Genomic DNA, 24,091 nt, shown 5'->3' with positions numbered 1-24,091 from the left:
AAGGAGAGCCGCATGTGGGTCGGCGTTGACTGTGGAACCCAGAGCACCAAGGTGATGATTCTCGACCCGGACTCCGGGCGGATCGTGGCTCAGGGCCAGCGCAGTCATGCGCTGCAGGAAGGGGCCAACGGGCGCCGTGAGCAGGACCCGCTCGACTGGGTCGCCGCGCTGGAAGGTGCCTTCGATGAGGCACTGACCACCTCGCGGCTGGACCCGCGGCGCATCGAGGCGATCGGGGTGTCCGGTCAGCAGCATGGCATGGTGGTGCTGGATGAGGCGGGCGTGCCCCTTTATCCGGCCAAGCTGTGGTGTGATACCGAGACCCGCGAGCATAACGCCGCGTTGGTCGAGGCGCTGGGAGGAGAGGCGGGCTGTCTGGAGGCATTGGGACTGGTGCTGCAGACCGGTTACACCGCCTCCAAGCTCGCCTGGCTGCGTGAGCAGCATCCTGAGCGCTATCAGCGCATCGCCAGCATCCTGCTGCCGCATGACTATCTCAATTTCTGGCTGACCGGGGAGCATGTCGCCGAATACGGCGACGCCTCGGGCACCGGCTATTTCGATACCCGGCGCCGCTGCTGGCATCAGGATGTCTTCGCGCAGATCGCCCCGGAGCTTGATGCCCGGCGCGTGTTGCCCAGACTCATCGAATCCCATGAGCCCGCCGGGCATATCCGGCCCGAGATCGCCGCGCGCTTCGGACTGCGCCCGGATGTCGCCGTCTCCAGTGGTGGTGGGGACAACATGATGAGTGCCATCGGCACCGGCAACATCGCGCCGGGGCGCGTCACGCTGAGCATGGGCACCTCCGGCACGGTATGCGCGTGGTCAGCTCAGTATCCCGAGGGCTGTGACCCTCAGGTGGCTGCCTTCAGCGCCAGCGATGGCGGCTGGTTGCCGCTGGTGTGCACCATGAATGTCACCTCTGCCACCACACGGGTGCGCGAGATGTTCGGCTTCGACATCGATACCTTCTCCGCGCAGGTGGCAAGTGCGCCTCCCGGGGCCGAGGGCGTGCAGATCCTGCCGTTCTTCAATGGCGAGCGCGTGCCGATGCTGCCGCGTGCCCAGGCCAGTTTCCATGGGCTGGACAGCCGCAACACCACCCCGGCCAACCTGTGCCGCGCGACCATGGAAGGCGCAAGCTACGGCCTGCGCTACGCGCTTGAGTGCATGGGGCCGCTGGGCAGTGCGGCGCGCCAGATTCGGCTGGTGGGGGGAGGTGCCAAGAGCCCGCTGTGGCGTCAGATGCTGGCGGACATTCTCGACCTCGAGGTGGTCTGCCCGCAGGTGACCGAGGCCGCCGCATTGGGCGCCGCCATTCAGGCCGGCTGGTGTCTGCGCCAGCGGGACGCGCAGGGAGAGGGACAACGCAGCGAGACGCTGAAGGCGCTGTGTGATCGGCTGGTGGCGCTGGACCTGACGACCCACACCCAGCCCCAGCCCGAGGGAGTGGCCGCCTACCGCAAGGGCTATGCCGATTACCGCGCGCTGCTGGCCAGCGAGCACGGCATTCCCACCGACGGCTGAATTCCTGCGATCAGCGCTTCAAGCCAGACAACATCGCCCCCGTCGAGACTCACTCGGCGGGGGCGATGTGTTTCAGGCACTTCACTGCATCAGTCGCAGCTCATACGTACGCTATCAGGCTCTCGTACGCTATCAGGCTCTAGATTGCGTGCTTGAGCGAGAACTTGGGTGCGAGCTTATGCACGAGCTTAGGCATTGGACGAGCGCGCCCATAGATTGACGCCGCCATCGACGGCGTAGCGGTCGATCTCATCAAGCTCCGCCTGGGTGAAGTCGAGGTGATCCAGCGCCTTGACGCAATCACTGACCTGCTGCGGACGGCTGGCGCCGATCAGTGCGGTGGTGACGCGGTTGCCGCGCAGTGCCCAGGCGAGCGCCATCTGCGCCAGCGACTGGCCACGCCGCTCGGCGATGGCATTGAGGGCGCGCACCCGCTCCAGGTTGTCCTCGGTGAGGTGGTCTTCCTTGATCGCCCCGCCACGTGCCAGGCGGCTGTCCTGTGGCACGCCGCCCAGATACTTGTCGGTCAGCACGCCCTGGGCCAGCGGCGAGAACACGATGGAGCCGATGCCCTCGTCATCGAGGGTGTCGAGCAGGCCGTCTTCCTCGATCCAGCGATTGATCATCGAGTAGCTGGGCTGATGGATGATGCAGGGCGTGCCCAGCTCGCGCAGGATGGCGGCCGCTTCGCGGGTGCGCTGGGCATTGTAGGAGGAGATGCCCGCATAGAGCGCCTTGCCGGAACGCACGGCGCTGTCCAGCGCCCCCATCGTCTCTTCCAGCGGCGTGTCGGGGTCGAAGCGGTGCGAGTAGAAGATGTCGACGTAATCGAGATCCATGCGCTTGAGGCTCTGATCCAGACTCGAGAGCAGGTACTTGCGGCTGCCCCATTCGCCGTAGGGGCCAGGCCACATGTGATAGCCCGCCTTGGTGGAGATCACCATCTCATCGCGATAGCCGGCGAAGTCGCGCTTGAGCATGCGGCCGAACATTTCCTCGGCGCTGCCCGGGGGCGGCCCGTAGTTGTTGGCCAGATCAAAGTGGGTGATGCCCAGATCGAAGGCGGTGTGGCAGATGGCGCGCGCATTGTCTTCATGGGCGTTGTTGCCGAAGTTGTGCCAAAGCCCCAGTGACAGGCGGGGCAGTTTGAGGCCGCTCTTGCCGCAGCGCTGGTATTGCATGCGTTCGTAGCGATCTTCAGCCGGGGTATAGCGCATGGCGGAGTCCTTTCGCGAGTGAAGGCGGGGATGTCTCAGGGAGGAAATGACCTCGGATGACGCCTTCAGTCTAGGTCGCGTCTGTCGGTCTGATAAGTACATGCGAACGAATAGATTGTTCGCCATAGCGCACAATGCTGTGGCAGTCTCGATCCCTCCAATCCCGGGTAGCTGGCATGAGGAGCAGGCTGGATGCAGCATCACAAGCAGGTAGAGCGCCTGATGTTGTTCGCTCAGGTGGCGGAATCGCTCAGCTTCACGCAGGCGGCCAGGGTGCTGGGCATCTCGCGCGCCCATCTCTCCGAGCAGGTGCGGCGGCTTGAGCACGATATCGGGGCGCCCTTGCTGATTCGCACCACGCGGGCGGTGCGCCTGACCGAGGAGGGCGAGCGTATCCGCCAGCGCATGCAAGGCGTGCGCAGCGAGTTGCTGGCACTGGAGCGTGACCTCGAGCACGACCTCGAGCATGGGAGGGAGCACCCGCGACAGGGGTTCAGCGGCGTGTTGCGCATCACGGCGCCGGTGCTGTTTGCCGAGCGCTATCTGATCGGGGTCTGCAATGCCTTCCAGGCCCGCCACCCGGCGGTCGAGCTGCGTCTGGACGTCAGTTACGAGAGTCATGATCTGACGCGCGAACCGTTTGACGTGGCGTTTCGCGCCACGCGCACGCCACCGGACAACCTGATCGCGCGGCGCCTGCTGGATTACGTCCACTGTTGCTGTGCCTCGCCCGAGTACCTTGCGGCGCAGGGCACCCCTCACACGGCCGCAGCACTTGCCGACCACCGTTGCCACCGCTGGGCCGGGCAATCCGGCTGGCCGCTGGCCAGTGGTGAGATAAGCCCCGCTGGCGGACTGGCGATCAATGATCATCGTCTGCTCAAGCAGCAGGCGCTGGATCACGCCGGCATCATCCGGGTCGCTCATTACCTGGTGGATCGTGAGCTGGCCGAGGGGCGTCTGGTGCGTCTGCTGGCGCACGAGGAGGGCGAGCCCAACAGCATCTACATGCTCTATCCCCAGCGCCTGCCGCAGTCGGGCAAGCTGCGCGCCTTCATGGCGGCGGTGGAAGCCGCCATGCCACCTCGCAGTGCGTGACCGAAAGGCACAGACGCAAGAGTGGCGTATGCAAAAAGACCGCCGTGCCCTGATGGGCGCGGCGGTCTTTTTAATCGCCTTTTATTCAGACCGGTGAGGCCTCTTGACCAGGCTGGCGGTCTCTCAGAGACCCAGTGCGGCGACCCCGGCCTTGGCGATCTGGGCATCCTGCTCCGGCTTGACGCCGGACACGCCGATGCTGCCGGCGATCTGGCCCTCGACCATCACCGGCACGCCGCCGCCCAGCATGCCTTCCAGCTCCGGCGCTGACAGGAAGGCGGTGCGTCCGCCGTTGATGGAGTCCTCGAACAGCTGGGTCTCGCGGCGCCCCAGGGCAGCGCTCTTGGCCTTTTGCTGGGCGAAGTAGCCGGTCATCGCCGGGGTGTCGTCCAGGCGACGCAGGCCCAGCGGGTGGCCGCCATCGTCGGCAACGGCGATGGAAACGGCCCAGCCGTTGGTCTCGGCTTCCTTCTGGGCGGCGTCCAGCATCTGATTGACGTCGGCGAGGGTCAGTACGTGGCGAGTGATCATCGGGCTTCCTTGGCAAGTGGTGCGAGTGAGTGAGAGTACCAGTAACAGTAACGGTGAATCGTCATGCCTGCGGCAGCGTCTCGGGCAGGGCGTCATCCACCAGTTCGATCCAGTGACTTACCGGCGTGCGTCCGGCGCTCGAGAGATGCGTCTGACAGCCGATGTTGGCAGTGGCGATGCGCGCAGGCCCGTTGGCCTCCAGCGCCTCAAGCTTGCGGTCTCGCAGCTGGCGTGACAACTCCGGTTGCGTGATCGAGTAGGTGCCGGCGGAACCGCAGCACAGATGCCCCTCGGCGACCGGGGTCAGGGTGAAGCCCAGCGCGCGCAATATCTTCTCCACTTCACCGCCCAGACCCTGGGCATGTTGCAGGGTGCACGGGCAGTGGAAGGCCAGCGGCTGCGGGTCGGGGGAGGCGGCGGAAAGTGTCGGTCGGTCATCGCGGGCGATCTCCTCACCGAGCACCTCGACGATGTCACGCGCCAGGGCACTGACGCGCGCGGCGCGCTCAGCATAGTCCGGGTCATCGGCCAGCATCTCGCCATATTCCTTGACGAAGGCGCCGCAGCCACTGGCGGTCTGCACGATCGCCTCCGCGCCCGCCTCGATGGCCGGCCACCAGGCATCGATGTTGGCACGCATGCGCGTGCGACCGGCCTGCTGGGCGTTGAGATGATAGTCGATGGCGCCGCAGCAGCCGGCCTCGCGGATCGGCGTGACGCCGATGTCGAAGCGCGCCAGCACGCGGGCGGTGGCGGCGTTGATGTTGGGAGCCAGACCCGGTTGCACGCAGCCCTCCAGCATCAGCACCTGGCGCGAAAGCGCCTGATCAGAAGGTGTCGCGGTGACGGGGCCGGCCGGGTGCTCAGCGTGACGGTCGTGCTCGCGGGCCAGCGGGATCTTGTCGGCCAGCGCGCCCGGCGCAAGCGGGCGGAAGCGCACCCCGAGTGCCAGCAAGGCCTTGAAGCGAGCAGGTTCGACCAGCGCATGGCGTAGCCCGGTGCGCAGCAGGCGCTCACGCCAGGGGCGTCCGACGCGCCGTTCCAGTTCCTGACGGCCGATATCCAGCAAGGTGTGATATTGCACGCCTGACGGGCAGGTGGTTTCGCAGCTGCGACAGCTCAGGCAGCGATCCAGATGCTGCTGGGTCTCGCGGGTGATCTGCGTTGCCTGCTCGCGAACTGCCTCGTCGGGACTTTCGGGATCGCTTTCCAGCAGCTGCTTGATCAGATAGATGCGTCCACGCGGGCCATCGCGCTCATCGCCCAGCAGCTGATAGGTCGGGCAGGTGGCATTGCAGAAGCCGCAATGTACACAGCTGCGCAGAACCTTGTCGGCTCGCTGGATGTGCGGCCTGGCAAGTGCGGCGTCACTGAAGTGGGTCTGCATTCAGGTGCGTCTCCCGTCATGAAGTGAATCACATCTCGGCATATAGACGACCGGGATTGAGGATGCCGTGAGGATCCAGCTGCTGCTTGAGCTGGAGGTGATAACGGGCATTGATGGCGGCCAGTGGCATCAATGGACTGTCCTCGGCAGCGACGGCTCCCGGGGTGTAGCAGATGGCATGGCCACCCAGCCGGCTGGCCAGCGAGCGAACCCTGTCAGCGGGGGCGTCGCTGTAAAGCCAGCGCTGGGCGCCCGCCCAGTCACACAGCAGGTCGGCGTCCTCAAGATGACCCAGCAGCTCGCTGACGGCGGCTTGCCATTCGACGTGATCCAGTGCCAGCGGCAAGGACAGTCGCCACAGGGCCTGATGTGGCGCACGCGCGGTGAAGAAGGGCAGGCGGTGCTCACGCAACTCAGTCCAGTGCGCCGATGCCTGGTCAGGCATCAACACCTCGCCGCCCAATTGCTCGCGCCCGGCCTGGACCGAACGCTCGCCCCCTTCCAGGCGCAGGGTGAGGCGACCGTCATGCCAGCTGGTCGCCGTGACCGGCAGCGGCGTGCGCCCCCAGGCATCCAGGCGAGTCAGCGCCTCGGCGAGACTTAGCTCCAGGCACAGCGATTCGCTCGCCACCGGTCGCGGCATCACCTTGAGCGAGACTTCGCTGATCACGCCCAGCGTGCCCTGGGCACCGCACATCAGGCGCGAGAGGTCGTAGCCCGCCACGTTCTTCATCACTTCGCCGCCGAAGCGCAGCGCCTTGCCGTCGGCGCTGATGATGCGCGTGCCCAGCACCAGGTCGCGCAGGCTGCCGCTCCAGGGGCGGCGTGGGCCGCTGAGTCCAGAGGCGAGAGTGCCGCCGACGGTCGCTTCGGGGCCGAAGTGGGGCGGCTCGCAGCTCAGATGCTGGCCTTGTTCGGCGAGCACGGCCTCCAGCGTCGCCAGTGGTGTGCCGGCACGTACCGAGACCATCAGCTCCACGGGGTCATAGTGGGTGATGCCGTGGTGCGTGCGCAGGTCGAGTACTTCCTCGGCAGCCACTTCACGGCCGAGAAAGGCCTTGCTGCCACTGCCGGCGATGCGCAGCGGGCGTCTCGCCTCATGGGCGGCGCGTACCTGCTCGCAAAGTGCCTCACTGGCATCGTGTTCCTGCGTGTGCTGGCTGGCGGCAGGTGTGGCGCACTCGGCATGGCTTGGCACCTGATCCTGGAGCGAATCATCTGGCTCTGGCATGGCATATCTCTATGAAGTGGCGATGAAGTGGCTATGAAGTGGCTATGAAGTGGCGATGAAGTGGCGAAAATCAGGTGGCAGAAGGTCTGGTGGCGGCGAATTCAAGAGCTGTCTAGAAACGCGGAAGCTCCGGATGTGGCAGCTGGTTGTCATGCACATGCATGGCACCGAATTCGGCACAGCGCGCCAGCGTCGGGATGTTCTTGCCGGGATTGAGCAGCCCGGTGGGGTCGAAGGCAGCCTTCACGGCATGGAAGACGCTGATCTCCTCGTGATTGAACTGCGCGCACATCTGGTTGATCTTCTCGCGGCCCACGCCATGTTCGCCGGTGATGCTGCCGCCGGCGGCCACGCACAGTTCCAGAATCCTGCCGCCGACCTCCTCGGCCAGCTCAAGCTCCCCGGGCTTGTTGGCATCGAACAGGATCAGCGGGTGCATGTTGCCGTCACCGGCATGGAAGACGTTGGCCACCGCGAGCCCCGATTGGCGCGAGAGTTCGGCGATACCGTTGAGCACGGCGGGCAGTTCGCGGCGCGGAATGGTGCCATCCATGCAGTAATAATCGGGCGACATGCGGCCCACGGCAGGGAAGGCATTCTTGCGTCCGGCCCAGAAGCGCGCGCGCTCGGCCTCATCACGGGCGAGCCGGATCTCGGTGGCACCGGCGCGTTCCAGCACCTCGCGAACCCGTGCGCAATCATCAACGACATCGGCCTCGGCACCATCCAGCTCGCAGAGCAGGATGGCCGCGGCCTCCACCGGATAGCCCGCGTGGATGAAATCTTCAGCGGCGCGGATGGCGAGGTTGTCCATCATCTCGAGCCCGCCGGGGATGATGCCGCAGGCGATGATGTCGCCCACCGCACGGCCGGCCTTGTCGATATCGGCGAAGCTTGCCATCAGCACCTTGGCCGTCTCGGGGCGGGGCAGCAGACGCACCGTGACTTCCGTGACCACGCCCAGCATGCCTTCGGAGCCTGTCATCAGCGCCAGCAGGTCCAGTCCGGGGGAGTCGAGGCTGTCGGCGCCGATCGTCATCGCCTCGCCCTCGATGGTCAGCACCTCGAGCTTGAGCAGGTTGTGCACGGTGAGGCCGTACTTGAGACAGTGCACGCCGCCGGCATTCTCGGCCACGTTGCCGCCGATGGAGCAGGCGATCTGCGAGGAGGGGTCCGGCGCGTAGTAGAGCCCGTATGGGGCGGCAGCTTCTGAAATGGCCAGGTTGCGCACCCCGGGTTGCAGGCGCGCGGTACGCGCATCGGGGTCGATCTCGAGAATGCGCGCCATGCGCGACATCACCAGCAGCACGCCTTGTTCCAGCGGCAAGGCGCCGCCGGAAAGGCCAGTGCCAGCACCGCGCGTGACCACCGGAACCCCCAGCGAGTGGCATTCGCGCAGCAGGGCGGCGACCTGTTCGACACGCTCGGGCAGCGCGACCAGCATCGGCATGACGCGATAGGCCGCCAGTCCATCACATTCGAAGGGATGCAGGTCCTCTTCGCGATGCAGCAGGGTGAGGTCGGGCAGCAGCGTGGTGAGGTGCGCCAGTACCCGGGACTTGTCGTGCTGGGGGAGAGGGCCATCCAGCGTCGGGTCATACAGGATATTCATGCCATGCCTCCAGGAGAGTCCGGTACTCGCGATGCCGTGTCGGGTGTCCATTGCGCCGGTGATGCATGCGGCGTGTCGGGTGTGCAGGTCACGACGCGCGGGTGTGTCTCCAATCTGGCAGTGAGGGCTGCGCCTTGTCCATGCGAAGCCACAGTGGTCTGACCAGACATTCGTCTAGTTCATGTCATCGGGTGTCGCTGGCGACAGGAGAGCTCGCTAGGGTAGAGAGCGTGGTCTGACCAGTGAGAAAGGCGGCAGTCTCCTTGCCGCATGTGGGCAGGCGAGCGGCAGACGAGAGACGAGCACCCCGGGAGAGGCCAGCCGGGCTGGCTCGGCCGGTTCATCAGGGGAGGGGCAGGGATGCAGGTGTCAGAGAGAATGGCGTGCGGTGAGCAGCGTGCGCCGGAGCATGCGGCGGCGCGCCTCGAGCAGTTGATACTGGATGGTGTGCTCAAGCCGGGGCAGATGATTCCTTCGGAACGCAGGCTCTGTGAGCGACTGGGTATCTCACGCGCCTCGCTGCGCGAGGGGCTGAGGCTGTTGCGTGGCAAGGGCATCATCGAGACTCGCCACGGCAAGGGCTCAAGCGTCGCTCAGCTGTTGCCGAGTGGCGATATCAGTCCGTTGATGCATCTCTTTCGGGACCAGCCGCGCACCTTGTATGACCTGCTCGAGGTGCGCGCGCTGCTGGAGGGGCAGTCGGCGCGACTGGCCGCCCAGCGGGGTACGCCGGCGGATAGAGTACTGATCCGGCGTCATTACGAGGCAATGGCGGCCTGCGTGCGCGAGTATCCGCCGGACTTTCCGTCCTCAGCGCAGGGCGATGAGGCGCTGCCGGATGCCCAGCAGCTGGCGCGTCACGACCACGCCTTTCACCACGCCATCTGTGAGGCATCCCACAATCCGGTGCTGGTGCATACGCTCAAGGGCATCAATGACCTGCTGCTCAGCTCGGTGTTCGCCTCGCTGCGCAATCTCTACCATCGGCCGATTCCCCGCGGCCAGATCAATGCTCAGCACACGGCCATCTATCGTGCGGTGATGGACCAGCAGCCGGACGCTGCCGAAAGCGCGGCGCTGGACCACCTGCACGGCATTCGCGACAGTCTGCGTGAGCTGGAAGCGGAAGATGAGCGGCTCATCCGCTCTGCCATGCGCCTGGAAGGCTTCGAGTAGCGCGCAGGGTTTGAGAGCTGGCCTTGAGAGCTGATCTTGAGAGCTGGCCTTGAGAACAGGCTTCGAGGTCAGGCGTGTGGCCAGGCTGGCAAGCGGGGCGGACTCAAGGCAAAGTGGTCAGCTCATCATCCAGGACAACGTGCTGCCTTCATGTGGAAACTCTCTTCCGCGAGTGATTGGCTCGACCGCCTCAATCAATCCCGCCACGCCATGCTGTGGCTGTTCATCGCCTCGATGCTGGAAACCCTTTTGATCCCGATTCCCATCGAGGTCATCCTGATCCCGTGGATGCTGCGCCATCCCGAGCGCCGCTGGCGAGTGGCCGCGGTGGCATTGGCCGGCAACCTCACCGCGGCGCTGCTGGGGTTCTATCTCGGGGCCTATGCACTGGCGGCGTGGGGCGATGGGTTGATCAGCTTCTTCGGCGGCCAGCAGGCCTTCGAAGCCTTCCAGCAGCGCTTCAGCGAGCAGGGCTTCCTCGCCATCATGCTGATCGGCATCGTGCCGATTCCCTTTCAGAGCGCCATGCTGGTCGCCGGTGCCAGCGGGTATCCGGTCGGGCTGTTCCTGCTGGCGGCACTGGTCGGGCGCGGAGTGCGCTATTTCGGACTGGCGGCCCTGGTGGCACTGGTCGAGGATCAGGCGATGGCCCTCTGGCAACGCTATTCACGCCCACTGGGCGTGATCGGGCTGACCCTGACGGGCGTGTGGTTATGGCAGGCGTTCATCGCCTGATCTGCCGGCAGTCGCCAGCAACGCCTTGCCACGCTGATAGTCGGCCTGCCAGATCTCATCGGGCACCATGCTGCCGCCGGTGGCCCATATGACATGGGTGGTGCTGGCCTGCACTTCGCCGTCATCCAGCCCGACAGCCGCTCGCCAGGCGTGCCACTCGGGGGCGTCATTGCGCAGCACGCGGATGATGCCGGGCACCCCGGCCAGCGCCGACGGCTCAAGCTTGAGCCCTTCGCTGTCATGCGCTAGCGCCAGCCATTCGAGCATGCTGTCATCCGACAGGGTGTAGATGCCACTGAGCAGCGGTGCCATCACCTGTCCGACGAAGGCCGAGGCGCGCCCCACCGCCAGGCCATCGGCACAGGTGCGATTGTCCAGTCCGATATCCTCCACCGCGATGCCGTCATGCTTCCCGGTCAACATGCCCAGCAGCATGCAGGGGGAATTGACCGGCTCGGCGAAGAAGCAGTGCACGGCGTCACCGAAGACCTGCTTGAGGCCGTAGGCCACGCCGCCCGGGCCGCCGCCGACGCCACAGGGCAGGTAGACGCACAGCGGATGGCGGGCATCCACGGCAATCCCCTGATCCTCGAGCTGCCGCGCGAGGCGTCTGGCTGCCGTGGCGTAGCCCATGAACAGATCCCGCGAGCTTTCATCATCGATGAAGTGGGCGTCTGGCTGCTGCGCCTCCCGGCGTCCAGCCTCGACCGCCTTGCTGTAATCGCCGCTGTGCTCCACGACCTCTGCGCCACGCGAGCGCAGCAGATCCTTCTTCCACTGCTTGGCATCCGCCGACATGTGGACGGTGACGCGAAAGCCGAGTCGGGCACTCATGATCCCGATGCTGAGTCCAAGGTTGCCGGTGGAGCCCACCAGTATCCGCTGGTTGGCCAGCAGTGCCTGAATCGCGGGGTGTTCGAAGGCGCGATAGTCGTCATCAAGACGCACAAGCCCTGCGTCAACGGCGAGACGCTCGGCATGCTTGAGCACCTCGTGGATGCCACCACGTGCCTTGATGGACCCTGAGATCGGCAGTTGATGGTCACATTTGATCATCAGGCGGCCGGGGAGTGTCTGCCCGGAGGCATGGGAGGTATCAGACGTGGCAAGGGACTCGCCCAGCGCCTGCTGCAAGCTGGGCGCTGCCACCAGCGGTGATTCGATGCGCCCTGACGCGGCGGCCGTCTCAGGAAAGGCCTCGGCAATCCAGGGCGCGAAACGTGCCAGGCGCGCCTCGGCAGCCTCGATATCCTGTTCGCCCACGCCACTTGCCTGCAATGCCGGCGAGGCCTGCGCTTGCGTGATGTCGAGTCGTCCGGGATTCAGCCAGCTGATTTCCCGGCGAGCCCTCAAGGTGGCAATTTCCGGATGATGCAGGGTGAGGGCACTCAGATCATGGGGCGTGGCAGACATGCGATGTCCTTGTGATGGGGGGCTCGATTGCGCAGCAATGGGGAACAGGCCTCAGGCTAGCGCGTCCTTGCCCGACATGTCTCGTGATCACTTGGGCCTGCACATTCGGCCCTGCACATGATGCTAGCCGACTCATGCGTCTTCATCAGGCAACGCACGTAGCCCAGCTTTCACATCTGGTAAAGGTCTGTGACAAAAAAGGCCGATTTTTTTGGGCACCCTCGGGATAGAAATGCCAAAGCTGCAGTCATAGTTGGCAAGGACATGATGTTATCGCGATGTTATGTCTGGCTTTAACTGTTCTTATCCACCGCCATGCACTGCCTGGCGGTTTTTTTTGGTCACGAGGGCGTGGTCATCGAGTCAATACTACGGCGTCATTGCCCGAGAGAACGTCATGACTTGCGTTCGCAAGCGCTTTTCCGTCCTGGCGTGACGCTCCAGAGATCATGACCCGGACATGAATGGGTTAGCTGGCAGGTAATCATGTGAGGCAAGGCCTCGCACATCGGATGGTCAAAGAGACAAGAAAAAGCCCGCGCAGACAGGATGTCTGCGCGGGCTTTTTCATGGGCGCTGCATGCTTCTTCATGCGGCGCCATGTCTGGCCAGCGTCGTCAGGCAATCACGCGCCGGATGTCAGTTCAGCAACCCGCCTGCATGGTGAGCAGGGCACTCAGGACATCACGACGTGTCACCACACCGATCAGGCGTCCCTGTTCCACCACGGGATAGACCTTGGGCTGATGACCATTCATGCGCTGTGCAAGGTCGGTGATGCTGTCATTGGGGCCGACACTCAGGACCTCGTGACGCATGAGGTCACCGACCTGTGCGTGCTGGCCGCAGTGATAGGCGCTGTCGAGCAGCTTGCCGAGGATGTCCTGCTCCGAGATGAAACCGACCAGACGATCCAGGTCATCGACCACAGGCGCACCCGGCAGGCGGTGATGGGTCAGGCCATGGGCGAATTCCAGGATGCTGGTGCGTGCCTTCACCCGATAACAGTCGCGGGACATGATGTCGCGAAGGGTCGAAGGGACCTTCAGTTGTGTGGCTTTCATGGGCAGGTCTCCTGCTTCGCCGCTGACGACGCCCGGGCAGGGAATCGTTCGATGGATGTCGGCTACCCGCCAGGCGGTAGCCGACGGCATGTCGACGTCTCGTTCAGAGCATAGAGCATCCCATCGTGAGCTGCCCGACGCCGCTTGTCGCCTTGTCTCGGGGAGTCCGATCGCCAGTGGCCATCAGACTCCCCGAGCGTCGTGCGGCGAGATCAGTCGCCCGGGCCGCACTCCATGCAGCGTTCGACCACAGCCGGCCCCAGCTGCAGGTTGGCATTGAGATCCCGCAGCGCGGTGCGCAGACCTTCCTCGATCACCGGGTGATAGAAGGGCATTTCCAGCATCTGCTCGATGGTCATGCGCTGCTGATGGGACCAGGCCAGCAGGTGGGCGAGGTGTTCGGCACGGGGACCGAAGATCTCGGCACCCAGCAGCAGGCCAGTGCCTTGCTCGCCATAGACGCGCAGCATGCCCTTGTTCATGCGCATCACGCGGGAGCGGCCCTGGCCGGTGAAGTCGACTTCGCCGACCGCATAGCAGTCGCAGGCACCGTAGCGCTGTTCGATCTCGGCGGTGGAGAGGCCGATGGTCGCCATCTGCGGATCGCTGAAGACCACCGCGATGGTGCTCTTGCGGTGACCGGCACGCACCTCGGGGAAGCGACCGGCATTGTCACCGGCGATACGGCCCTCGTCGGAGGCCTCGTGGAGCAGCGGCAGGTCGTTGTTGGCGTCACCGGCGATGAAGACATGGCTCGGCGTGTCGTCGCTCAGACGGGTCTGCAGGGTGTGGCGATTGAAGATCGGCACGCCGCGCTCGTCCAGCTTCAGCCCGAGGGCGTCGATATTGAGACGATCGACATTCGGGCGACGACCGGTCGCCGCGAGCAGATAGTCGAAACGCTCGGTCAGGCGAGCTTCGCTGCCACGCTCGATGAAGGTGATCTCGACGCCGGCACCGTTCTCGTCCTCGACACGTTCGATCTTCTCGACCTTGGCGTCCGGGTCCAGATAGAACTCCTCGTTGAAGACGCGATCGGCATTGGCGCGCAGCTTCTCGTCACGCAGCGGGCCGATGGCACCGCCGACGCCGAACATGCGGATGCGCACGCCGAGACGCGTGAGCGCCTGGCCCAGCTCCAGCCCGATGACGCCCGGGCCGAAGACGGCGACGGATTCCGGCAGGTCGTCCCACTCGAAGACGTTATCGTTGATGATCAGGCGGTCACCGGCATTCTCGAAGAAGCCCGGGTAGCTGGGGCGTGAGCCGGTGGCGATCACGACACGCTCGAAGGTCACGCGGGTCTCGTTGTCGCCGATGATCAGGCTGTTGGCGGTCTCGAAACGTGCATTGCCGCGCAGCTTGTCCTGCGGCGGGATGCCTTCCACGGACTCGACCACGAAACCGACGAAGCGGTCGCGCTCCCGCTTGACGCGGTCCATCACGGCGCGGCCGTCCACCTTGACCTCGCCTTCGATATTGATGCCGAACGGTGCGGTATCACGGGCGTGATGCGCGGCTTCTGCCGCACTGATCAAGAGCTTGGAGGGCATGCAGCCGACACGGGCACAGGTGGTGCCGTAGGGGCCGCCCTCGATCATGACCACGGAATCGGTGTGGGCCTTGGCGGCGCGATAGGCGCCGAGTCCTGCACTGCCTGCGCCGATGATGGCGACTTCAACCTGGCGTTCGTTCACGTCGTACTCCTCAAGGTGCGCCAGCGGCGCACCTGACTGAATGGGGTCTCAGGCGCGGGGTGGCCCGCGCATGATGAAACGAGATGGCGATGGGGTTACGTCAGCGTGAAGCGCTCAGGCGCTGGTCAGGCTGCCGAAGTAGCGGGCGACTTCATCGCTGCCGCCGACGTGCTCACCGTCGATCCAGACCTGAGGCACGGTGGCCTGGCCGGTCATGGCGCGCAGGGTGCGAGAGGTCACGCCACGGGTGCCGACTTCGATGACTTCGTAGCTGATGCGGGCTTCATCAAGCATCTGCTTGGCACGTGCGCAGTACGGGCAGCCCGGCTTGCTGAACAGGGTGGCGAAGCTGGGACGGCCGGCTTCCGGGTCCAGATAATCCAGCATGGTGTCGGCGTCGGAGACTTCAAAGGGGTCGCCCGGTTTCTGCGGCTCGATGAACTGCTTCTCGACCACGCCGTTGCGCACCAGCATGGAGTAGCGCCAGCTGCGCTTGCCGAAGCCGATATCGCTCTTGTCGACCAGCATGCCCATGCCCTGTGCGAAGTCACCGTTGCCATCGGCGATCAGGCTCAGGTTCTCGGCTTCCTGATGCTCGCCCCAGGATTCCATGACGAAGGCGTCGTTGACCGACAGGCAGACGATCTCGTCGATCCCGACCGCATAGAAACGATCGGCCAGTTCGTTGTAACGCGGCAGGTGGGTGGAAGAGCAGGTCGGGGTGAAGGCACCCGGCAGGGCGAAGACCACCACGTTGCGGCCTGAGAAGATCTCCTCGCTGGTGCGTTCGACTAGACGGCCGTCGCGGCGAATCTTGAAGCTGACGTTGGGGACTTGCTGGCCTTCGTGTGACTCGAGTTGCATGAAATTGGCTCCGATCTCGACAAGAGAATACTGAATGGGTTGGCAGGCGATGAAGACTTCGAAAAGGAAAGCAGGACCTCGAAGAATCAGTGCCTTGCGAAACTGGAGCCAGTCTATGCAGATGCCGGGGGCGGGTGAATTTGATTGCATCAAGCGATGCGATAGCTTTTCTTGATGACGTGAGCCTGGGCGACTGAACGTTTGCGGAGTTTTTTGTTCGAAAGCGGTGTGCAGGCTTGATATTGCTCGGTGTCAGCCGCAGGTAGTGGGTAAGTCACAGCATCGTCAGGTTTCGCGCCTGACAAGCGAGGCAGCAGATGAACGCAAGAGAGTACATGGCAAAGCACGGCTTGGATGGCGACAAGGACAAGGAAGAGGACAAGCCTCAGAGTCTGGAAGAACACGCCTGGGCACGTGCACGTGAGTCGGGCAGTCACCGTCCCCGCAGTGGCACGCCACATGACTGGGAGGACTGGGAGCGCTATCACGAGCAACTGGCAGCGGAGTCCGAGTCGCTTGCACAGAAGGTCAATCGTGACTCCCGGGTCAAGTCGCAGGACTCGACAGATGAGGATGAACCGCCACGGAAGCCATGAGTGCGTCATTCGTGTGTCACGCTGCAGGTAGACGTTGGACGAGAGGATCAGGTCACCCAATTCCACCCGCAAGGAGCAAACTATGGATATCATTCGCATCATTCTGGCCATCATCCTTCCGCCGCTGGGCGTACTGATGCAGGTGGGGGTCGCCAACAAGCATTTCTGGATCAACATCATCCTGACCTGTTTCGGCTTCCTGCCGGGGATCATCCACGCCGTATGGGTCATCACCAAGTTCTGACTCGGTCTGGGCGACCCGGTCCGGGCGACCCGATCTGGGCGACCCGGTCCGGGCCCCGTGTGGCGGGTTAGCATCCCGTGAGGCATTGCGAACTTGACCGGCTGATTCGACCGGCTGATTCGATCAGTGCCGCCACCTGGCCTGGAAAGTTGAAAGACCTGAAGCCCCGTCTGACATTCGTGCAGGCGGGGCTTTCTAGTGGGCGCTCGCCGGGCAAGGCCCTTGCCCCGTGAGTCCCGCGAGAGAGGTTCGCGGCGGGAAGCAACGTGCTCATAGTCCAATGTTCAGACTTTCGCATAGCCTGCTTTCAACGCTATTCAGCGGGAGTGCCGCTTGTCGCCTTTGGTCTGCCACCGTAGGGTCAAATGGGAGTGAGAGCAGTGATCACGGGGCGGGTGAAGCCCGGTCGATCGCGGGCTTCGCGATAACAACAACATGATGGATACCACGCATGGTCATGACTGCAGAGCCCGACGCGCCGCAGGAGACCAGCTCCTGCTTCGCGATCTTCAATGATGTGCAAAAGAGCTATGACGGCGAAACGCTGGTGGTCAAGGGCTTCAATCTTGAAGTTCGGCGCGGCGAGTTCGTCACCCTGCTGGGGCCGTCCGGTTCCGGCAAGACCACCTGCCTGATGATGATGGCGGGCTTCGAAACGCCGACTCATGGCGACATCCTTCTCGACGGTACCCCCATCAACGACTTGCCACCGCACAAGCGCGGCATCGGCATGGTCTTCCAGAATTACGCCCTGTTTCCGCACATGAGCGTGGCCGAGAACCTGGCATTTCCGCTGGAAGTGCGCGGCATGAGCAAGGAAGAGATTTCCACCAAGGTGGCCAATGCCCTGGACATGGTGCGGCTTGGCGAATTCGGAGATCGCCGTCCGGGGCAACTCTCCGGCGGACAGCAACAGCGGGTCGCCCTGGCGCGCGCGCTGGTCTTCGAGCCGGAACTGGTGCTGATGGATGAGCCGCTGGGGGCGCTTGACAAGAATCTGCGTGAAGAGATGCAGTTCGAGATCAAGCGCATCCACCAGCGTCTCGGCGTCACCATGCTCTACGTGACTCACGACCAGACGGAAGCGCTGACCATGTCGGACCGCATCGCGGTCTTCAATGATGGCATCGTCCAGCAGCTGGCGACCCCCGAGGCGCTGTATGAAGCGCCGGAGAATGCCTTCGTCGCCTATTTCATCGGCGAGAACAACCGCCTCAACGGGCAGGTCACACAGCTGGAAGCACAAGACGCGCATTGCACCGTGACCCTCGACAGTGGCGAGCAGGTGCGGGCACTCAAGGTCGCCGTCAATGAGATTGGCGAGCGTACCCAGCTGTCGCTCCGCCCGGAGCGGGTGCGTCTGCTGTCCAGCGAAGAGGCAGGTGTTTCATCCCCTCCCGACAATGTCTTTACCGCCGAGGTGCTTGAGGTGATCTATCTGGGAGATCATCTGCGCACGCGAGTGGCGGTATGTGGCAGTGACGAATTCATCATCAAGACACCCAATGCCGAAGGCTATCCACCCTTGCGGCCCGGACAGACATTGCAGGTCGGGTGGGATGCCTGCGATTGCCGAGCACTGGATGCCTGACGACAGCACAGGAGACGAACGCAGGCTTTACCCGAGAGAGCAACAGCACGATTCGCGACAAGAGTGCAGTACAACAACAAGAATTCAGGGAGATTCACCCATGTCAGTGATCAATCGATTCATCTCTTCACGTCGCATCGCCCAGGTGTCGCGTTCCTGCGCAGGGGCCAGCATGCCCCTGCGTGCCGCTCTGGTCGTGGCGGTCGCCACGGCAAGCCTTGGCGCCACCGCAGCTCAGGCCGAGACACTCAATATCGTGTCGTGGGGCGGGGCGTACAGTGAAAGCCAGCTCAAGGCCTATCACGAGCCATGGGAAGAGAAGAGCGGCGATACCGTCGTCAATATCGACAAGTCGTCCAATGCGCTCTCGGGGCTGCGTGCCCAGGTACAGGCAGGCAACGTCACCTGGGATCTGGTCGACATGTTGCCCAGCGACGCGCTGATCGCCTGCTCCGAAGGGCTGATCGAGCCGCTGGACCCGGACACCCTGTTCGCGGCAGCGCCGGATGGAACACCGGCCAGTGAGGATTTCATCGAAGGCTCGCTCAGTGAGTGCTTCGTGCCGCAGATCGTCTATTCCAACATCGTGGCCTTCAATACCGAGATGTTCCCCGAGGACAAGCAGCCGGATTCCATCGATGATGTCTTCAATCTCGAGGAGTTCCCCGGCAAGCGTGCGTTGCAGAAGAAGCCGATCAACAACATGGAATGGGCACTGGTCGCTGATGGTGTGGCACCGGAAGAGGTCTACGACATGCTGGAGACCGATGAAGGCATCGAGCGTGCCTTCGCCAAGCTCGATACCATCAAGGACAGCGTCATCTGGTGGGAGGAGGGTGCCCAGCCGCCGCAGCTGCTGGCGGACAAGGAAGTGGCCTTCGCCTCTGCCTACAACGGCCGTATCTTCAATGCCGAGGTCAACGAGAAGCAGCCCTTCGCCATCGTCTGGGATGCTCAGGTGTTCGAGCTGGACGGCTGGGTCGTCCCGACCGGCAAGCTCGACAAGGTCAAGGATTACCTGATGTTTGCCACCGACACCCAGCGTCTGGCGGATCAGGCCAAGTACATCTCCTACGGCCCGGCACGTACCTCGTCTGCGGCGCTGGTCTCGACCCACGCCGATACGGGCATCGACATGAAGCCGCACATGCCGACCTACGGCCCCAACTTCGAGACCGCCATTCCCAAGGATGACGAGTTCTGGGCCGACAACCTCGATGAGCTGAGCCAGCGCTTCAACGCCTGGCTGGCACGCTGATTCCGCACTGACCCGATGGCCCCGGTGGCGCACGACCGCGCGCCGGGGCCTTTTTGATCATGCCTGATCGCCCGGCAGTTCGTGCTCGTCCCCGCCTTCACGTGCGGGAATCGGCTGACGGCTCAGGCATCCTCGGATAGCCGATCAAGGAGTGCAGGATGAGCGATTCCTCCGCCCCGGCCACGTCCGGAAGCGCAGAACATGACCCCAATGGAGCACCCGGCGCGGCACTGACCACCGCCGACGGCGTGCCACTGAAACAGAGTCTCAATCGTGCCATCCGCCGCAGCCGTCTCAAGGCGTTGCTGCTGGTGGCACCGCTGTTGATCTTCATCGGGCTGGCCTTCGTCATGCCCATCTTCGACATGCTGTCGCGCAGTGTCGACAACCCGGAAGTCTCCACCTATCTGCCGCGCACCAGTGAGGCGCTGGTTGACTGGGACGGCGAGGGATTGCCGGATGAGGCTACCTACGCCGCGCTGGCAGATGACCTTGCCGCGGGCCTCAAGGCGCGCAATCTCGGGCGTGTCGCTTCACGTCTCAACTATGAAATGTCGGGCATGCGCTCACTGTTCATGAAGAGTGCACGCAAGGCCGCTCGCATGGAGGCCCCTTACAAGGCGGCATTGATCGAGGCCGATGAGGACTGGCAGGACCCGGACATCTGGCGCTTGATCAAGCGCGAGTCCACGCCTTACACGGCTTCCTACTATCTGGCGGCGGTGGATCGTCAGTTCTCTCCCAATGGCGAGATCGTCGAGAAGCCGGAATATCTGCAGATCCATGTCTCGCTGTTCATCCGCACCTTCTGGATGAGCGCCGCGATCACCGGGCTATGTCTGTTGCTGGCCTATCCGGTGGCCTGGCTGCTGGCGACCCTGCCTGCCGGGCGCGGCAATCTGCTGATGATTCTGGTGTTGCTGCCGTTCTGGACTTCGCTTCTGGTACGCACCACGACATGGATCGCGATCCTGCAGCAGCAGGGGGTGCTCAACGACATGCTGGTGGGCGTCGGGATACTCGCCGAGGAGGCGCGCATCCAGATGATCTACAACAAGACCGGCACCATCATCGCGATGACCCACATCCTGCTGCCCTTCATGATCCTGCCGCTGTACTCGGTGATGAAGACCATTCCGCCCAGCTACATGCACGCGGCGCGCTCGCTGGGTGCCGGGCCGATCACGGCCTTCCGACGCGTCTACTTCCCGCAGACCCTGCCGGGTATCGGAGCAGGCTCGATTCTGGTCTTCATCCTCTCCATCGGCTACTACATCACGCCGGCACTGGTGGGCGGGCAGTCGGGCCGCTTCATCACCAACTTCATCGCCTATCACATGCAGACCTCGCTCAACTGGGGACTGGCAGCGGCCATTGGCTCGATCCTGCTGGTCGTGGTGATTCTCTTCTATCTCGTCTACAACCGCCTGATCGGTGTCGACAAGGTCAAACTGGGGTGACAGATGGCCATACCTTCCTATGCAACACGTGGTGAGCGGATCTGGCATTGGGTGTTCTGCGCACTCTGTGCGCTGATCTTCCTGTTCCTGATCGGGCCGATCCTGGTGATCATTCCGCTCTCGTTCAATGCCGAACCCTACTTCACCTTCTCGGAGAAGATGCTGTCGCTGGACCCGGAGGGTTACTCGCTGCGCTGGTATCAGGAGTTCTTCACGTCGGATGAGTGGATGCGCTCGATCAAGAACAGCATCTTCGTCGCGGTATGTGCGACGGTGCTGGCCACGGTACTGGGCACGCTTGCCGCGCTTGGGCTTTCGAGTCGCTTCATGCCGTTTCGCAACACCATCATGGCGATCCTGATCTCGCCGATGATCGTGCCATTGATCATCAGTGCCGCGGCGATGTTCTTCTTCTTCTCGAAGCTGGGGCTGACGCAGACCTATCTGGGCGTGATTCTGGCGCACACCGCGCTAGGCATTCCCTTCGTGGTGATCACGGTGACGGCGACGCTCTCCGGATTCGATCACTCTCTGACGCGTGCGGCGCACTCGCTGGGGGCAAGTCCGAGTCGCACCTTCTTCCGCATCATCCTGCCGCTGGTGACGCCGGGCGTGGTGTCCGGTGCGCTGTTCGCCTTCATCACCTCGTTCGATGAAGTCGTGGTGGTGCTGTTCATCGCCGGGCCGGCGCAGACCACCATCCCGATCCAGATGTGGTCCGGTATCCGCGAGGAGATCAGTCCGACGATTCTGGCGGTGGCCACGCTGCTGGTGCTGGTCTCGATCCTGCTGCTGACGACACTGGAGCTGATTCGCCGTCGCAATGAGCGCCTGCGCGGCCTGACGCCGAGCTGACTCCCTGTCCTTGAGTGCTGAGTACTGAGTACTGAGTGCTGAGTGTTAGGTGCTTGGTAGCGGCAAGAAATGTGAGTCGTGTGAAACGCCCGTGCCCCCGCAGAGTCTGTCTGCGGGGGCACGGGCGTTTCAGGGCCGGGGCTTGAGGAGAAGCCTGCTGCGTCAGGCCGCGCCGAGTCGCTTGTAGAGCGTGGTGCGACTGATGCCCAGCTCCCGTGCGAGACGCGAGACGTTGCCGCCCAGCGCGTCCAGCGCGCTCTGCAGCTCCTCGGCACTGGAGAGGTCATGCAGCGGGGGCAGGGGAGGCTTCTCGGGCGGCAGCATGGCGCAATGTTGTGCATGCGATGCGCTGCTGAATTCGCCCGACAGCATCACGTGGCACGCTTCAAGAGACGGCCCATCGCACAGCGCCAGTGCCAGACGCAACACATTGTCCAGCTCACGCACGTTGCCCGGCCAGTCATGCTGCATGAGACGGTTCAGGAAATCAGGGGTGATGCGTGGCAGCTCGCGTTGCTGCTCCCGGCACAGCCGTGTCAGCAGGGCATGGCTCAATCCAGCCAGGTCCTGGCGTTCGCGCAGTGGCGGCAGGGCGATGCTGGCGCCACACAGTCGGTAGTAGAGGTCCGCCCGGAAGCGCCCCGCCTTGACCAGCTCGCTGAGAGGCTGATGGGTGGCGGCCACCAGTTCGAAATCGACCCGCTGCGGCTTGCCGCCGCCCAGTGGGGTGACTTCACGCTCCTGCAGCACGCGCAGCAGACGCGCCTGGACATGCAGTGGCATGTCGCCGATCTCATCCAGAAACAGGCGTCCGCCATTGGCCTCGATCAGTCGGCCCTCGCGCCCCGCAGGGTCGGCACCGGTAAAGGCGCCGCGCCGATACCCGAACAGCTCAGCCTCGACCAGCTCATCGGGCAAAGCCGCGCAATTGATGGCGACCAGTGGCTGATGGGCGCGATGACTGGCCTGATGCAGCGCCTTGACCACCTCTTCCTTGCCGACACCTGTCTCGCCCTGCAGCAGCAGTGGCAGGCGAGCGTTCACCAGCCGCGCCAGTAGTTCGCAGACTCGGGCCCAGCCGGCATCGCCATGATGCAGGCGCGCAAGGCTCGGATGGCAGGCAGCGGCCTGAGTGGCCAGCGGGCCAGTTCGCTCATCGGTGGGGTGAGTGGCTGGAGCGCGTGCCTGAATGCGTGGCCTGGGCAGGACACCGCACAAGGCGTAGCCCGTGAAATGCGGGTGTTGCGTGAGCGTCAGGCACTCCGCGTCGTCAAGCTGGGCCAGCGGTGCCCAGTCCAGCTGCCAGCGAGCCAGGGGCTGGCCCAGCAACAGATGGAGGTCATCGCGCGTGGCGCAGCTGTCGTTGTCCGCCGGGTGTTCCGCGCAATCTGGCGATGGCGAGAGCTCAAGGTGCGCTGCCAGAAGTTGCAGCCCTCTGCGACTGGCGGCCGCAACCTGGCCCTGCGGCGTGACGGCCAGCAGGGCGGCGCTGGGCGAGTCTAGCTGAGAACGGTTGAGATGCAGGCGCAATAGATGATGATCATGCCCGAGCGCCTCGCCCAGACGGCGTTGTTCGATGTCATCCGCCAGTACGCCGAGCATGCCGAGACTGTACTGGCGGACGCGATAGGGATCACAGATCAGTCCCAGGCAGCCCTCGCAGGCACCGGGGGTCAGCCCGCGGCGGCTGCTCCAGCTGGCGGGCGCCAGCAGGGCGGCACTGGCACTGGCCAGCCCCTTGAGGCATTCGGCGTCATGCGCGTCGAGCGCGATGCGTGCCAGGCGATTGGCGCGCGGCGCATTCAGCGTCTCGGCGATGGCGTTATGCCCCAGCGATTCCTCGCGCCAGCGCGCGCCGGGGCGCAGCAGGGTGGCGTCATTGCCCAGCAGCTGTTGATGGCCGTAGCTTGCCAGTACCACGCCGTCGCGGTCGGTCAGTACCAGACACGCCTGCCAGTGATCGAGCAGGTTAAGGGTATGACCGGCCACCGCTGACGCCACCGTCGCCATCAGGCTGGCGGCCTGACGCTGACGCCAGACGAGCTCTTCCGGCGGACACACCAGTGAGGAATGCTGAAGTGCCACGGGAGCAGCGGCGGGATGGGGCGTGGAGTGAGCTGGGGTGGCGGCGGTGTGGTTATCGACGTGGTTATCGACATGGTTGTCGACGTGGCTGGCGGAATGATGGCGTGCTGTCATGAGACATCCCTTGTGCGGCGGGCCTTTCAGGCCTCTGTTGTTATTGATGCTGTTATCGATGCTGTTTTCGGTCTAGGGGAGTGTTCACGGCAATGTTCACTTGTGCGTGGCGAGTGTTCAGTTCCGAGGACTCCAGTGTTCAGACACTGTTCATCAGAGTAGCGGGAGACGGGGTGGTTGACGGGCTAGACCATGGTCTGCCCCTGCCTTGGTCGCATCTGGCAAGTGACTGAATGATCAACGAAAGAGGGCGATCTGGCGGTATCCGAGGGCTGGCAGAGGGTGTCGGTGGGCACGGGATTGCGCGCGGCTGGCACAGGGTTCGCTAGATGA

The 24,091-nt window shown here is 63.9% G+C and carries 20 protein-coding genes; 10 read left to right on the top strand and 10 right to left on the bottom strand.

Annotated features, from left to right (window positions below):
* Positions 1–12 precede the first annotated feature (12 nt).
* On the top strand, positions 13–1,530 hold the full coding sequence (xylB, locus tag HXS66_RS01110; protein WP_176502686.1) for a xylulokinase: 1,518 nt from the start codon (positions 13–15) through the stop codon (positions 1,528–1,530).
* Positions 1,531–1,718: 188 nt separating this feature from the next.
* Here the strand turns inward: xylB and mgrA are convergent, their stop codons facing one another.
* Positions 1,719–2,747 carry an L-glyceraldehyde 3-phosphate reductase gene (gene mgrA / locus HXS66_RS01105; RefSeq protein WP_054556771.1) on the bottom strand — a complete coding sequence of 343 codons (1,029 nt, stop codon included), beginning with the start codon at positions 2,745–2,747 and terminating at the stop codon, positions 1,719–1,721.
* A gap of 192 nt (positions 2,748–2,939) precedes the next feature.
* Between mgrA and HXS66_RS01100 the strand changes: the two genes are divergently transcribed.
* Positions 2,940–3,845, top strand: coding sequence for a LysR family transcriptional regulator (locus HXS66_RS01100; protein ID WP_176502685.1), 906 nt, complete (start codon positions 2,940–2,942; stop codon positions 3,843–3,845).
* A 123-nt stretch (positions 3,846–3,968) separates the two neighbouring features.
* On the opposite strand, the gene HXS66_RS01095 is transcribed toward HXS66_RS01100, so the two are convergent.
* From HXS66_RS01095 to glcD, 4 genes are all read right to left on the bottom strand, one after another.
* Positions 3,969–4,376 (bottom strand): heme-binding protein, encoded by a 408-nt coding sequence (locus tag HXS66_RS01095; RefSeq protein WP_077372671.1) that lies wholly within the window; start codon positions 4,374–4,376, stop codon positions 3,969–3,971.
* A gap of 61 nt (positions 4,377–4,437) precedes the next feature.
* Positions 4,438–5,763: a glycolate oxidase subunit GlcF gene (glcF, locus tag HXS66_RS01090; RefSeq protein WP_176502684.1), complete on the bottom strand. Its 1,326-nt coding sequence runs from the start codon at positions 5,761–5,763 to the stop codon at positions 4,438–4,440.
* 28 nt (positions 5,764–5,791) lie between these two features.
* Positions 5,792–6,994 (bottom strand): glycolate oxidase subunit GlcE, encoded by a 1,203-nt coding sequence (gene glcE / locus HXS66_RS01085; protein WP_176502683.1) that lies wholly within the window; start codon positions 6,992–6,994, stop codon positions 5,792–5,794.
* Between the two features lie 112 nt (positions 6,995–7,106).
* On the bottom strand, positions 7,107–8,606 hold the full coding sequence (gene glcD, locus HXS66_RS01080; RefSeq protein ID WP_077372680.1) for a glycolate oxidase subunit GlcD: 1,500 nt from the start codon (positions 8,604–8,606) through the stop codon (positions 7,107–7,109).
* Positions 8,607–8,966: 360 nt separating this feature from the next.
* On the opposite strand from glcD, the gene glcC reads away from it, so the two are divergent.
* Both glcC and HXS66_RS01070 read left to right on the top strand, forming a co-directional pair.
* Entirely contained in the window at positions 8,967–9,782 is an 816-nt protein-coding gene (gene glcC / locus HXS66_RS01075) for a transcriptional regulator GlcC (protein ID WP_077372683.1), read from the top strand.
* A 150-nt stretch (positions 9,783–9,932) separates the two neighbouring features.
* Positions 9,933–10,517, top strand: coding sequence for a YqaA family protein (locus tag HXS66_RS01070; RefSeq protein ID WP_084209012.1), 585 nt, complete (start codon positions 9,933–9,935; stop codon positions 10,515–10,517).
* Here HXS66_RS01070 and HXS66_RS01065 read toward each other — a convergent pair.
* From HXS66_RS01065 to HXS66_RS01050, 4 genes are all read right to left on the bottom strand, one after another.
* Positions 10,494–11,930 carry a D-serine ammonia-lyase gene (locus tag HXS66_RS01065; RefSeq protein ID WP_176502682.1) on the bottom strand — a complete coding sequence of 479 codons (1,437 nt, stop codon included), beginning with the start codon at positions 11,928–11,930 and terminating at the stop codon, positions 10,494–10,496. The genes HXS66_RS01070 and HXS66_RS01065 overlap by 24 nt on opposite strands.
* 644 nt (positions 11,931–12,574) lie before the next feature.
* Complete coding sequence (locus HXS66_RS01060) at positions 12,575–12,994, bottom strand: CBS domain-containing protein (RefSeq protein ID WP_084209010.1); 420 nt, start codon at positions 12,992–12,994, stop codon at positions 12,575–12,577.
* Between the two features lie 212 nt (positions 12,995–13,206).
* Complete coding sequence (locus HXS66_RS01055) at positions 13,207–14,691, bottom strand: dihydrolipoyl dehydrogenase (RefSeq protein WP_077372695.1); 1,485 nt, start codon at positions 14,689–14,691, stop codon at positions 13,207–13,209.
* A 114-nt stretch (positions 14,692–14,805) separates the two neighbouring features.
* The gene (locus HXS66_RS01050) at positions 14,806–15,555 is read right to left on the bottom strand and encodes a glutathione peroxidase (RefSeq protein ID WP_077372697.1); all 750 of its coding nucleotides are present in this window, start codon (positions 15,553–15,555) and stop codon (positions 14,806–14,808) included.
* Positions 15,556–15,890: 335 nt separating this feature from the next.
* Here HXS66_RS01050 and HXS66_RS01045 point away from each other — a divergent pair, with 335 nt between their 5' ends.
* The 6 genes from HXS66_RS01045 (at position 15,891) to HXS66_RS01020 (ending at position 21,559) form a co-directional block, all read left to right on the top strand.
* The gene (locus HXS66_RS01045) at positions 15,891–16,151 is read left to right on the top strand and encodes a hypothetical protein (protein WP_240499559.1); all 261 of its coding nucleotides are present in this window, start codon (positions 15,891–15,893) and stop codon (positions 16,149–16,151) included.
* An 82-nt stretch (positions 16,152–16,233) separates the two neighbouring features.
* The gene (locus tag HXS66_RS01040) at positions 16,234–16,395 is read left to right on the top strand and encodes a YqaE/Pmp3 family membrane protein (protein ID WP_043334518.1); all 162 of its coding nucleotides are present in this window, start codon (positions 16,234–16,236) and stop codon (positions 16,393–16,395) included.
* A 451-nt stretch (positions 16,396–16,846) separates the two neighbouring features.
* A complete protein-coding gene (locus HXS66_RS01035) occupies positions 16,847–17,986 on the top strand; it encodes an ABC transporter ATP-binding protein (RefSeq protein ID WP_373996111.1) in 1,140 nt (379 codons plus the stop codon).
* A 100-nt stretch (positions 17,987–18,086) separates the two neighbouring features.
* Positions 18,087–19,244, top strand: a complete 1,158-nt coding sequence (locus HXS66_RS01030; RefSeq protein ID WP_240499558.1) for an extracellular solute-binding protein — start codon at positions 18,087–18,089, stop codon at positions 19,242–19,244.
* 158 nt (positions 19,245–19,402) lie between these two features.
* Positions 19,403–20,704 carry an ABC transporter permease gene (locus tag HXS66_RS01025; protein ID WP_176502681.1) on the top strand — a complete coding sequence of 434 codons (1,302 nt, stop codon included), beginning with the start codon at positions 19,403–19,405 and terminating at the stop codon, positions 20,702–20,704.
* Positions 20,705–20,707: 3 nt separating this feature from the next.
* Positions 20,708–21,559 carry an ABC transporter permease gene (locus tag HXS66_RS01020; RefSeq protein ID WP_077372706.1) on the top strand — a complete coding sequence of 284 codons (852 nt, stop codon included), beginning with the start codon at positions 20,708–20,710 and terminating at the stop codon, positions 21,557–21,559.
* A 162-nt stretch (positions 21,560–21,721) separates the two neighbouring features.
* Here HXS66_RS01020 and HXS66_RS01015 read toward each other — a convergent pair whose 3' ends face one another.
* Positions 21,722–23,758, bottom strand: a complete 2,037-nt coding sequence (locus tag HXS66_RS01015) for a sigma-54-dependent Fis family transcriptional regulator (RefSeq protein WP_176502881.1) — start codon at positions 23,756–23,758, stop codon at positions 21,722–21,724.
* Between the last annotated feature and the right edge of the window lie 333 nt (positions 23,759–24,091).

It is taken from the genome of Cobetia sp. 5-11-6-3 (genome assembly GCF_013374055.1).
Lineage (GTDB): Bacteria > Pseudomonadota > Gammaproteobacteria > Pseudomonadales > Halomonadaceae > Cobetia > Cobetia marina.
This window is presented reverse-complemented; position numbering and strand designations above follow the sequence as displayed.